At 31.7% G+C, this 12754-nt stretch carries 12 protein-coding genes and 1 pseudogene; 2 read left to right on the forward strand and 11 right to left on the reverse strand.

Annotated features, from left to right (window positions below; all coding sequences use genetic code 11):
• Nucleotides 1-42: 42 nt before the first annotated feature.
• The 5 genes from ABD939_RS10180 to ABD939_RS10200 are packed head-to-tail and all read right to left on the reverse strand — an operon-like array spanning nucleotide 43 to nucleotide 4706.
• On the reverse strand, nucleotides 43-897 hold the full coding sequence (locus tag ABD939_RS10180; protein ID WP_345167964.1) for a 5-oxoprolinase subunit C family protein: 855 nt from the start codon (nucleotides 895-897) through the stop codon (nucleotides 43-45).
• Complete coding sequence (gene pxpB, locus ABD939_RS10185) at nucleotides 890-1621, reverse strand: 5-oxoprolinase subunit PxpB (RefSeq protein ID WP_345167966.1); 732 nt, start codon at nucleotides 1619-1621, stop codon at nucleotides 890-892. The genes ABD939_RS10180 and pxpB overlap by 8 nt, the downstream gene beginning before the upstream one ends.
• A 6-nt stretch (nucleotides 1622-1627) precedes the next feature.
• Nucleotides 1628-2368 (reverse strand): 5-oxoprolinase subunit PxpA, encoded by a 741-nt coding sequence (gene pxpA, locus ABD939_RS10190; RefSeq protein WP_345167969.1) that lies wholly within the window; start codon nucleotides 2366-2368, stop codon nucleotides 1628-1630.
• Complete coding sequence (locus tag ABD939_RS10195; protein ID WP_345167972.1) at nucleotides 2368-3600, reverse strand: Nramp family divalent metal transporter; 1233 nt, start codon at nucleotides 3598-3600, stop codon at nucleotides 2368-2370. The genes pxpA and ABD939_RS10195 overlap by 1 nt, the downstream gene beginning before the upstream one ends.
• Nucleotides 3600-4706, reverse strand: coding sequence for a DUF2891 domain-containing protein (locus tag ABD939_RS10200; protein WP_345167975.1), 1107 nt, complete (start codon nucleotides 4704-4706; stop codon nucleotides 3600-3602). Before ABD939_RS10200 ends, ABD939_RS10195 begins: the two co-directional genes overlap by 1 nt.
• A 120-nt stretch (nucleotides 4707-4826) precedes the next feature.
• Here ABD939_RS10200 and ABD939_RS10205 point away from each other — a divergent pair, with 120 nt between their 5' ends.
• Together ABD939_RS10205 and ABD939_RS10210 are read left to right on the forward strand one after the other, a co-directional pair.
• Nucleotides 4827-6149 (forward strand): ATP-dependent 6-phosphofructokinase, encoded by a 1323-nt coding sequence (locus tag ABD939_RS10205; protein ID WP_345167977.1) that lies wholly within the window; start codon nucleotides 4827-4829, stop codon nucleotides 6147-6149.
• A gap of 478 nt (nucleotides 6150-6627) precedes the next feature.
• Nucleotides 6628-7080: an MORN repeat-containing protein gene (locus ABD939_RS10210; RefSeq protein WP_345167979.1), complete on the forward strand. Its 453-nt coding sequence runs from the start codon at nucleotides 6628-6630 to the stop codon at nucleotides 7078-7080.
• 222 nt (nucleotides 7081-7302) lie between these two features.
• On the opposite strand, the pseudogene ABD939_RS10215 reads toward ABD939_RS10210, so the two are convergent.
• The 6 genes and pseudogenes from ABD939_RS10215 to ABD939_RS10240 all read right to left on the reverse strand — a co-directional run.
• A pseudogene (locus ABD939_RS10215) lies at nucleotides 7303-7464 on the reverse strand (magnesium chelatase subunit ChlI family protein); the annotation flags it as partial.
• 47 nt (nucleotides 7465-7511) lie between these two features.
• A complete protein-coding gene (locus tag ABD939_RS10220) occupies nucleotides 7512-8222 on the reverse strand; it encodes a membrane or secreted protein (protein WP_345167981.1) in 711 nt (236 codons plus the stop codon).
• A 335-nt stretch (nucleotides 8223-8557) separates the two neighbouring features.
• On the reverse strand, nucleotides 8558-9157 hold the full coding sequence (locus ABD939_RS10225; RefSeq protein ID WP_345167983.1) for a hypothetical protein: 600 nt from the start codon (nucleotides 9155-9157) through the stop codon (nucleotides 8558-8560).
• Between the two features lie 85 nt (nucleotides 9158-9242).
• The gene (locus ABD939_RS10230) at nucleotides 9243-10778 is read right to left on the reverse strand and encodes a YifB family Mg chelatase-like AAA ATPase (protein WP_345167985.1); all 1536 of its coding nucleotides are present in this window, start codon (nucleotides 10776-10778) and stop codon (nucleotides 9243-9245) included.
• A 64-nt stretch (nucleotides 10779-10842) separates the two neighbouring features.
• Nucleotides 10843-11871 (reverse strand): transglutaminase domain-containing protein, encoded by a 1029-nt coding sequence (locus tag ABD939_RS10235; RefSeq protein WP_345167987.1) that lies wholly within the window; start codon nucleotides 11869-11871, stop codon nucleotides 10843-10845.
• Nucleotides 11872-12588, reverse strand: a complete 717-nt coding sequence (locus ABD939_RS10240; RefSeq protein WP_345167990.1) for a carboxypeptidase-like regulatory domain-containing protein — start codon at nucleotides 12586-12588, stop codon at nucleotides 11872-11874.
• Between the last annotated feature and the right edge of the window lie 166 nt (nucleotides 12589-12754).

Below are 12754 nucleotides of genomic sequence, written 5' to 3' on the forward strand. Positions count from 1 at the left end.
ATAGTGGTAAGATTCTTAAACAATTACCCAACCACATAGATATTAAATTTGAGCTTTAAGCTTAAATTGAATGGTTTTACTTGTAAACTTTTGTGCTAATATACTAATTGAAGATTTTTCAAGTTGAAGCACTCTTGGATAACCTCCTGTTGTTTGGCAATCGCGCATTAAAACTATGAGTTTACCTGAAGGTGTTAATTGAACAGTTCCAGGTAAAACTGCCGAAGTTATAATAGGTTTTAAGTTATTTTGAACTACTTCCTCTATTTGATAAGCCATTCTATTGTTATTTTTTGAAATAGTATAACTTTTATTAAATAATGCTTTTTGTTGTTCATTGGATAACATATCAAATTCTGGACCTTTGAAAACCACTAAATCCTTAGAACTAACATATGATGTATCAAATCTAATACTGGCATGCTTTTTATTATGATTAGACAATACTTCTGTTATTTGCAATTTATCATTTGCAGCTAGCATAAAGGACTTAGTTATGCTCTTATACATACTTTTACTATGCATAACGGTTTCTGTATTAAAACCACCTAAAACCCCTAAATAAGACCTAAAACCTGTGTTTAATTTTCCAAAAGACAGAATATCATTAGGGTTAATTGCTACTATTTTATTTAATTGAATAGAATTACCATTAATCATCGGAGACATATCTGCACCCGAAATTACAATAGCTGTTTTGATACTAAATTGAAGTTTTGCACCAGTCATTGTCATTTCAACTACAGAATCATTTTTATCATTCCCCAACAACATATTTACTAGAGTAGTTGCATTTAAGTCCATAACTCCAGAATAAGGTACTCCATATTCTTGATAACCAAAACGTCCAATATCTTGTATTGTTGAATAAAATCCTGGTGATAAAACCTTAACCATAAACAACCTCGCTTTTTAACTCATAAACTCCTGCGTTTACTAGAGTTTTTATATCGTTATACTTCTTTATTGAAACTGAAAAGAACTTAATAAAATCTCCAGGTTTTGCAAAACATGGTTCAGTTTTAGAAACATCAAAAAAATTGATTGGTGAGTTACCAATAATATTCCATCCACCAGGGCTAACATCCGGATATATTCCTGTTTGACTTTCACCAATAGCCACTGCGCCTTTTTCAATTTCTAATCTGGGAGATGATTTTCTAGGATAATGTAGTGCTTCATTTAAACCTCCCAAGTATAAAAACCCTGGTAAAAATCCGATAAAATAAACTGTGTATAAACCTTTTGAATGATACTCAATAATTTTAGATTTAGATATATCTTTCGTCTTGGACATATGTTCTAAATCTAATCCAAAGCTATCATCATAGCATACAGGAATATACCATGTTTTTGATATAATTTCATCTTCTGAAAAACCAGAATTATAAATATTTTTCAAAGACTTCACTTTCTTCTTAAAATCTATGATTTCAAATTTATAAATAACTAATAGTGAGTTATATGAGAGTTTTATTTCAAGTATATATTCAGTACTTTTTTGTTGTATTTTATCTTTGAATAATGTGATGTTTTTTAATATACCCTTATCAATTCTAGAAGGCCATTCTATTAAAATTGCAGACTCTCCAAAGGGCTTGTATTTCAATTCAAAAGACATCAAAAACTATTTAATTTTATAGCCATTAAGCATTAGTTTTTCATTTAAATATTTAATAGCTTCTAAAGCTTTTGGATTATCTCCATGAATGCAAAATGTATCGGCTTTTATATCTACTTTTGTATTTTGTATTGTCTTAATTTTCTGTGTTGAAACCATATAAAACACATGAGCAAAAACCAATTTAGAATCAGTAATTACGGCATTACTTTCTGCTCTAGAAACCAAAGTTAAGTCGTTGTTGTAGTTTCTATCTGCAAAAGCTTCGTATATAATTTGGATATTTTCCTTTATGGCTAAATCTGCAATTACAGATTTATAAGGCACATAAAGTTTCAAAGGTAGTCCTATACTTTTTATAACTTCTATAATAATATTAGCAATATTTTCATCAACTGCAGCAAAATTATAAAGTGCACCGTGTGGCTTAATATGATGTAATAAGGCGTCTTCTTTATTCAAAACCTTTATTAAATCTTCAATTTGATTTTTTATCGAGTTATATAAATCTAGTCTAGTAATATCCATGGCTTGCCTACCAAAATTAGTTTTATCTGGAAAGGAAGGATGCGCACCTATTTTAACCCCATTTTCCAGTGCAAGCTTTGTTACTTCCTTCATAATATCAAAATCACCGGCATGTCCGCCGCATGCAATATTACAGGATGATAAATAAGGCATCAGCTGAGATTCGTTACCAATCCCCTCACCTACATCTGCGTTAATATCTATCGTTTTATTTATCACTAAAAAAAGTTTAAATCAAATACTTTATTAAGAGTTGCCAAAGACAGTAATACACTAATTCCAAGGATTAAAAACCCTAATATATTTTGCATTATTGTGTTCTTATATTGTCCCAACAACGATTCTTTATTCATAATCCATACTAAAAACCCTGCAATAACAGGTAACAGAATACCATTTGCAATTTGTGCAAATTTTATTATTTCTATAGGCTTAATGCCAAACGACGAAAACAAAACACCTAAAATTAGAATAAAAATCCAGACTGCTCTGAATTTGTTAGACTTTAAATTATTGCTCCAGCCCAAACAACCACATGCTACATAAGCTGCTGCTAAAGGTGCCGTAATAGCACTTGTAATACCAGCTGCAAACAAACCAATAGCTAAAAAATACTTAGCCAAATTACCAAATAATGGCTCTAACCCCTTTGCCAAATCTGCCACATTATTTACCTCTGCTGCTTGAATAGATGCAGCAGATATAATGATGCACATAGATACTATACCTCCCAAAAAAACCGCTACAAAGGTGTCTTTCCTAGCATATTTTAAATCATCAATATTTTGCCATTTTTCTTTTACTAATGATGCATGCAAAAATAAATTATAAGGTACCACCGTAGTACCAATTAAAGCAATAACAGTGAACAAACTAGTATCATTAAATTTTGGAACAAAAACACCTTTTAAAATATCTAGAACATCAGGTTTCGTAATAACTGCTGTAAACAAAAAAGAAAAACTCATTAGGATAACCAAGAATAAGAGCACCTTTTCTAGAACTTTATAATTACCTAAGTACAATAAAAAGAAAGCAACAAATCCAATAAACCAACTTAGTAAGTTGAACGAGAATCCATCAAAATTTATATTTTTATTACCAATAATGGTTTCTAAACCAAGCACCCCGCCACTAATATTTCCAGCTTCATATGCGGCATTTCCAATAACAATAGCGGAAAGAATTAAAGCAATGGCGAATAATTTAAATACGGGATTTTTAATTTCTGTTCTAATGATTTCAGACAATCCCTTTTGCGTAATAATACCTAAGCGAGCTGACATTTCTTGAAGCACAATAGTAGCTATTATTGATAACGCCATAGCCCATAATAGTGAGTATCCAAAACCAACTCCAGCCAAAGTGCAAACGGTAACAGTTCCAGGACCAATAAAAGCTGCTGCTATTAATGGACCTGGACCTATATTTTTATACCATTTTTTTATCATTAATCTATAGAATTAAGAGCATAAATAGCAAAGCTACCCAGCCAGTGCCCACCTTCGTAACTATCACCAAAAATACTAGGTAACGAATAATTGATGTGTTGATTTGCAATATTTTTAAGGTGATTATATTCAGGTAAGCCTTCAGCTATTTTATTTAAACTCCAAGCTCTGGAAAAATTTACACCATCCAGATGCACTAAATGACCATCAGTTCTATCGGAAACTATACCAACGTCTAAAGTATAATTTTCATCTTTTAATTCAGGTAGAAAATCGTTAAGCCAAACTTTATAATCATTAATAGACATTAAACGCTTCATCAAAGCAGCTTCTTCCAAACAAGGTGACAAAAAATCGCTTCCGCTAGGTTCCCAAGTAATTGGGCATTCTTTATCTTTTTCAAAAAAATACAAAGCGCGATCTTTAACAGCTTTCGCAAGCACTTCGTTTTTTAGAGTCTCAGCATAATCATAAGCAAAAGACAAACCAAATGCCGTATTTGTATGTGTTCCCACACGTTGTGGATAATTTAATTTTGGTAAAAACTCTATATATTTATCCACAATTAAATTAGTAAGTGGCTGCAAGTTACTTTCTAATTGTCGTGCAGTTTCGTCTTCCCAAGTATGAATCTCTTCAGTAAGTTTTAATAACCACGCCCAACCATAGGTACGCTCGTAAGATTTATTGTGTTTACCATGAAAATAAGCAACCTCAGCTTCAATATTTTCTTTTGATATGTTGTTGAGTAATTTTTGTTTGATATCATCTGCGTTTTCAATGTTAGGAAACGATTTTAGCAAACTCACTAAGCTCCAATGTCCGTGAACAGATGAATGCCAATCGAAACAACCATAAAACGCAGGATGTAATTGGGTTGGCGACTTTAAATCTTCATCACCTCCCAAAGTCTGAGATAGCTTATTTGGATATTCAGTATTAATACAATGCAATGGCAAATTGGCCAATTTATTGGCTTGTTCTATGTTTAAAACAGGTTGCTTGACTATTTCTAAAGGTTTAGTTTGTTCAGGTTTTTTTTCTTCTTTTGATGAATTACAATTGAAAATAATCGATACAAGTACAAACGCAATTAGTTTTTTCATAATGTAAATATAAAGGTTCAATACTAATTGTGAAATAGCAATTAATAGTTATTGAATAAGGATTATAAAGTTCTTATTTTATTCTATTTTTATGTTTTGATTTAAACTATTACTAGCTACATGAAAAAGAATGATAATTTCAGAATAACTAATTTAGGAGATCCTAAAATAATATCTCCAATACATTTAAGTAAAACCATAGGTGATAGTATTTTTAATTTTGTTGAAGATACAGATAGGATTTTGGCAGATGTTAAATTGAAAAATCTTCATTCTTCTTTAGAACATGACGTAATTCCAGATTCTTACGAGCGTTCTGGCCCTCGTGAAAAAATCTTTTTTAAGGGTGAAAATACTACTGCAGCTATTGTAACCTGCGGCGGACTTTGCCCTGGCATCAATAACGTTATTCGTAGTTTGGTCATGGCATTGCATTATTTTTATGGCGTCAAGCGAATTGTTGGTATTCCTTATGGTTATGAGGGTTTAAACCCTGAAGTTGGACATGATTTTATTGAACTTACACCTGATAAAGTTAAAGATATCCATGAATTTGGAGGTACTATTTTAGGGTCTTCAAGAGGCGGACAAGATGTATCGGTAATGGTTGATACCCTTGTGAATAATAAAATAGATATACTATTTGCTATTGGTGGCGATGGCACTTTAAAAGGCGCTAACGCCATAGGAACTGAAATCCTCAACAGAGGCTTAAAAATTGCTGTTACTGGCATACCAAAGACCATTGATAATGATATTGATATTATTGACAAATCTTTTGGCTTTGAAACATCTTTCGATGTGGCCTGCCCCATTGTAAGAGATGCTCATAACGAAGCAGATGGTGCTTACAATGGTATGGCTATAGTTAAATTAATGGGGAGAGACAGTGGGTTTATTGCTGCATCAACAGCACTTTCCATGCCTGTAGTTAATTTTGTTCTAGTACCAGAAATGGATTTTGAATTGGAGGGTGAGAATGGATTTCTGGAAAATTTAAAAAAGAGGCTGAATTCCAAAAAACACGCCGTTATTGTTGTTGCTGAAGGCGCTGGTCAACATTTATTTAAAAATGATGAAGCGACTACAGATGCCTCAGGAAATATTCAACATAAAGACATTGGAATACTACTTAAAGAGAAAATTAAAGCATATTTTGACGCTATAGATATGAAAACAACGATAAAATATATCGACCCGAGTTATATCATTAGAAGTGCTCCAGCAAACGCGAATGATAGCCTTTACTGTAATCACTTAGCATATCATGCTGTACACGGTGCTATGGCAGGAAAAACAAATTTTGTTGTCGCTAGCGTTAATAATAGGTTTGTTTACTTACCAATAGCAGATGTTACCAAAAAACGTAAAAAGATAAACATGGAAGGTGGCTTTTGGTTTGGTGCTTTACAAAGTACAGGACAACCTTTTTCTATGAAATAAGATGTTAATGATAGGTTTTTATTTGGGCGTTACCCACAAGGGGTCGGGCTTTCACTACTCAATCCCTCCTACGTCAGGGATTTCAAACATGCCGTTCAATCCCTAACGCACTTGTTTGCCAACTATAGTTTTAAATTTTAACCTTTTCTTCTTTTGCTAATTTTACCTTTTAATATGGTTTGCAATTGAAAGTTTTCAGAATAAGAATTAATTTAGGAGTACTATACCCTCAAAGTCTCTCGACTTTGAGGAGCAATTCAATTGGATAGAGAAAAAATTTATAGCAAAATTTGGAATTATTTTCTCCTAAGCTTTTTTGTTGAGATAGTACACATTTGAGTTGTATTTTTTTTCCACAAACAAATACTAATTAATTAATAACCGTTCTATCACAGAGCTATACAGCTATTCTTTTAGGTTAATTAACTTTTCTGTAAGCTCCTATAAAAAAGGAACGACTCAATTAAAAAAATATATTATGAAAAAATTGCTTATTATCATCTTATTTTTGATTTTTGAACATGTTAATGCGCAAAAAATCAAAGTTTTACCCGTACACAACGATATACAATTGCTAACTGATGGTTGGTATAAATTTGAACTAGAAGATGCCTACTTTGATGTAGAGATATTACAAGGCAAATATGCAAAAGGCAATATTATTTGGAAAGATGGTACATCTTACTCTGGCAATCTAAATGGAAAATACATTTCTGGACGCGGCACATACATTTGGTCTAGCGGTATGCGCTACGAAGGTGCATTTAAAAAAGGAAAACGTCACGGCAAAGGCTCTCTTATTTTGCTAAACGGCACTAAATGGAGTGGTAAATGGAAACAAAATCTTAAAAATGGAAAGGGCAAAATTTTTAATTCTAAAGGTGATATTACAGACTCTGGAGTTTGGGATGAAGATGAGCGAATAAGTTAATGTATTATAACATTAAACATTTAAATTAGTGATACTAATTTTTCAGTGCTCGTTACTAAAGAGTTCTTTTTTATTTAAATATTTCTTTACAAATAAAAATTTTATACTAAATACCGCCGCTACTGTTAGTTTGCAAATAGTGACCACTAGTAAGCATGAAAAGATTCTCGCTTTCTTAGGAACTGGTTACCCCAACCAACCCTCACGATCCAGACTTCTATACTAAATCACTTTACTAATATGAGCACCATTTACCACGTCGGCACCTTCTAAATCAGCAATGGTTCTGGAAACTTTCAATATTCTATTGTAAGCGCTTGCCGACAAATTTAAACACTCAACAGCTGTTCTTAAAAGTTGTTTTGAAGCATCATCTAAAACACAATCTTATCTATATTGTATTCTTCTTAGCATTTAAATTATTGATATAGTTACTCTCGAACACTCCAAATTTCATGCAGAGGATCTCCTTTACTAGTAAAACCAGTATGTGTCCAGTTACCATTATCTATACTGTAGTTAAAATCTAGACTCATGCCTACTTTTGAATTGTCTTTCGAGAAAAACTCTATATTTTCAGTGTATTTTCCATCTATGGTAGTGTAAGTTCCACCTCCTGTTCCAGAAAACTTTTTAGTTTCTGTATTGTAAGCTATCCATTGAAAACGTGTACCAGATAAAATTTTCATGGTTTTTCTAGGTCTATTAACGTCTCTTAATTGAGTTTCTCCATTTCGAACTCTTCCAGACATTAACCAAGCATTTTGCAATTTACCCGGAGAACCATCATCTATTCTTTTATATGTTGCTGAATCTCCAATAATGCCCATAGTATTAACATCAATTCGCACTTTAAAACTCAATTCAGTTCCCACCCTATCAGGGTTTTCAGAATCAAACTCTACAACTTCAGTCATGGTATCGCTCTCTAATTTCCATGTTCCACCATTCGTTTTTAAAAACTTTCCTGTTTTGGCTTCGTACCATGTTGCAACTTGATATCCTTCAGAAAAAATAACAACATTTCTTATTTCAACACCCGCATTAGATGTTGAAGTTGCCTCCCAAGCTCCTATAAAACTTTGCCCGTTAATTGATATTGACAAAAAAGTACTGACAAGTAAAAAAAATATTTGTTTCATGATTTTATCAGTTTAATTAAATGAAGTGCATAATAACATGACATCATAAAAATAGAAAATAGTTGTCTTAATTTGAAGATTTATTACTTTAAATCAAAAAACAAATTTTCTTGCGGTAAGCTTCAACACGAGATTTGTTTACTTACACTTTACGAAGGCAGTTTTTGGTTTGGTGCTTTACAAAGTACAGGACAACCTTTTTCTATGAAGTAGAAAATAACTGTTAAGTATGAGCATAATACTCGTAACTTTAATATTGGCTTTTAAGATAAGAAGTCTTGTAATCATTCTAGTCACGAGCGTGACATATCTGATAGTTTAGAAAGATTAAGTATCTAGTTTATTTTATCCTCATCTAAATCAACTTTATTATTATTTTTAATTTTATTTTCACTAACATGATTTAATAACTCTAAAAATTTATTCCCCTCAGCAGCTTTTTGGGCATCAATATACCTTTGATGCTTATAGTACCATAATAAAAATCCAATAACTATAAGAATAGATCCTAAAATAATTAAATTTGAAGAACGACTTTTATTGAATTTTATAAGGTCTTCATAAAATTTATTATTGAATTGTTTCATTAATAAATCTCTGTAACTATCATAATATTCTTGATACCTTAAATTCATTAAATCACAACTTTCATCAAAATCCTTTCGATGATCTAAAAAAACATCTAAGTCTGTTTCTTTTGAAATTTTAAAACTTTGCAATTTATCACCTAAATAGTCATAAACTTCTTTTGATTCATTATATCTTTTTAGATTAAAATCCATTAAATCTTTAGCTATAACATACTCGCTTCCTGCTTTGTCTCTTTTCTCCAAATCAGTATCTTTTACAAGGAAAAATGATGATATAAAAATAGCTAATCCAAAAATTGCTATAAATTTGTACAGGTTATCGGTTGGTATTGTTGAAATATTCATTTGTTCATAACATTTAATCTAATATAATTGATTTTTAGATTTTTCATTTTATTTTTTTTTGTTTAATTAAATAGTCTGCATAAAGCTATCCCAACCAACCCTCTCTATCCAAACTTCTATACTGTATAGCTTCACTAATATGAGATCCGTTTACCAATTCAACACCTTCCAAATCAGCAATGGTTCTTGATACTTTCAATATTCTATCATAAGCACGAGCTGATAAATTTAAACGCTCCATAGCCGTTTTTAAAAGCTGTTTTGAAGCATCATCTAAAATACAATATTTTCTTATTTGCTTAGTGTTCATTTGGGCATTATAATGCACCGCATCAGAATCAGCAAAACGCTTAGTTTGCAGCTCTCTGGCTTTGGTAACACGCTTTCTTATCTCTACGGAAGTTTCACCTTTTCTATCATCGCTTAACTTATCAAAAGGTACAGGCGTCACTTCAATATGAATATCAATCCTATCTAGTAACGGTCCAGAAATTTTACCTAAATAGCGTTGCATTTCAGCAGGACTTGAGGTTACAGGTGCATCAGGATCATTAAAATAACCTCCCGGACTCGGGTTCATACTCGCTACCAACATAAATGAGGACGGATAGGTTACCGTGAATTTTGCTCTAGAAATGGTTACTTCTCTATCCTCCAATGGCTGCCGCATCACTTCTAAAACTTCACGCTTAAATTCTGGTAATTCATCTAAAAACAAAACACCATTATGAGATAATGAAATTTCTCCGGGTTGTGGGTAACTACCGCCACCAACAAGGGCTACATTACTTATGGTATGATGTGGACTTCTAAATGGGCGTTGTGCCATTAAGCCAGAATCTTTTACGCGCCCAACTACAGAATGAATTTTTGTAGTTTCAAGAGCTTCATGCAAAGTCATTGGTGGTAAAATACTTGGAAGCCTTTTTGCTAACATAGTTTTACCAGCACCTGGTGGACCTATTAAAATAATATTATGTCCGCCAGCTGCAGCAATTTCCATACAACGCTTAATACCTTCTTGTCCCTTTACATCAGCAAAATCAAATTCTGGGAAATCTAGATTTTTTTCAAATTCTTTTCTTGTATCAATAATGGTTTGCTCTAAAGGCTCGCCTTTATCAAAATAATTAATGACTTGCTCTATATTTTCAACTCCATAAACTTCCAAATCATTTACAATAGCAGCTTCCTTTGCATTTTGAATAGGCAAAATAAACCCTTTAAAACCTTCCTCTCGTGCCTTAACCGCTATTGGTAAAGCGCCTTTTATGGGTTGTAAACTTCCATCTAATGAAAGCTCTCCCATAATTAAATACTTATCTAAATCTTCGGCTTTAATTTGATCTGTAGAAGCAAGAATACCTATAGCTAAAGTTAAATCGTATGCGCTTCCCTCCTTGCGTAAATCTGCGGGCGACATATTAATAATTATCTTCTTTCCAGGAATTCTATAACCATTATTTTGGAGTGCTGCGGCTATTCGAAAATTACTCTCTTTTATGGCATTATCTGGCAAGCCAACTAAATGATAACCAACACCCTTATCTACATTCACTTCAACAGTAATTGTTGAGGCCTCAACACCAAAAACGGCGCTAGCAAAAACTTTTTTAAGCATATTTATTCTTTACTGCTTAAATGTAAGAAATGTATTTGAAATTGAATAATAAATAAAAAGTTCTCTACAATAAGTTCTTTTTAACCTTTTCTACTTTAACTGTATATGTAATTACAAAATCTGCACCTACCATTAAATGAACATCATAGCTACCTTTTTTAGTAAAACGGTATTTTAATTCTACTATTCCGTTATTAATATCTAAATCAGTTACATTAATTGTTTTGCTTTTTAAACCGCTACTAAAAACTAAACGTGTATTCTTAATTTTAGTTTCATCTTTAAGTTTAAACTTAAAAACAACTTCTTGGTTAACTGTAATTTTCGTATTTAAAATTTTTGGACAAATTGGGGTAACAGTATGTTTAAATGTACTACCATAAACAATTGGGGCATCAACAAACTGTCTCAATGTCGTTTTATTTTCTGATAACAACCATGTTAAATCTAACGGATAATTTTTTTTAAGAAATAATTCGGGTGATACTAAAAAATAACCATCATTATAGTTTTTAACGAATTCATTTTTATCAATATCGAAATACCCACTTGCCATTGTTGCATCTGCTAAATACCATTTACTATTTAATTTCACTGCATTCCATGAATGATTAGGAATATCAATTTCTCCAATATTATGGCTTGTTGTTCTGCTATATCCGTCTACTATTTCACAATTTATACCAACCAAAGCAGACATTTCTTTAATCAAATAGGCGTAACCAGAGCAAATAGTTTTCTTATCATTTAGAAGTTTTTTAAACACTTTTGGAAGCACTTGGGCATTCCAAATAGAAAATGAAACACTATCATTTTTCATCCTTTTACGATGGCGCAAAGTGGATTCACCAAAACTATAATCACTTTCAATGTTGTTACACACCCAAATATAAATTGCCCGAAATTGTTCTACTTGGGTGTCTAAATCTTGTGTAATATTATAAGTTAATACAGGTAAATTTCTCAAACTATAACCTTTGCATGAATTGGCAATACTATCGGCTTTATCAAAATTTATAAATGAAAAATCTTCCTTTTGTGCATAAATAGTAAAACTCAAAAACAAAACAAGTATTAAAACTAACTGTCTCATTTAAAATATTCCTTTTATTTTTTGCCAAAACGAACGCTTAGATTTATATACTTCATTAACTTCTACTTCACCCAATAAAACACAGGATAAATCTTCCTCCATATTAATATTAAGTATAGCATTAAGTTCTGTTTGAGACTTGTTAATCTTTATTTCTTTTGTAACATAACCCAGATAACTTACCACTAAAATATCACCTTCTTTTAAAGGTTTTGGGAATTCAAATTTACCATCAAAGTTAGTCGATGTTCCAATTGTTGTTCCCTTTAATACGATATTTGCTCCCGGAAGAGAACCAGATTCTTCAACAATAGATCCTGTTAGTAATACTTCTTGTATTCTGTTATCATTTGAATTATTGTTCTGTTTAGATGATTCAATGATTTCCGTTTTATCCTTTTGATTTTGAGCCTGAATATTATGAAGAGAAGTTAGACTTAGAAACGCAACAGCAGCAATTCTTAAGAATTTATATCTACTTGATTGCTCGAATTCTGGAATTTGAAAATCTCTATTTAGTTGAGTTTTGCTAAAATACCCACATGTTTTTCCTTCTTTACTTTTAAAATACTTAATTAACTGTTCATCACTAACAGTTCTGAAGTCTATAACTTCTTTTTGGCATGAATTACAGAAGCCTCCTTTTTCAGTTTTATTAAACTGATTAAATTTTTCTGAACACGGTTTACTAATTGTAAGATTGAATTTTTGCTCCATGATATTTGTTTTTTTAGTTACTTCGAAACTACATTATAACTAAAAGTAAAACCAACCAAATTGAGTGAACTATCAATTTGAGTGAGCCAACAGGTTATAAACCAAAAAAATCCCGCCGAAGCGGGATTAATAAATTGGAAAATCAAACTAATTAACACTAAAATGA

It is taken from the genome of Algibacter aquimarinus (assembly GCF_039543265.1).
Classification (GTDB): domain Bacteria; phylum Bacteroidota; class Bacteroidia; order Flavobacteriales; family Flavobacteriaceae; genus Algibacter_B; species Algibacter_B aquimarinus.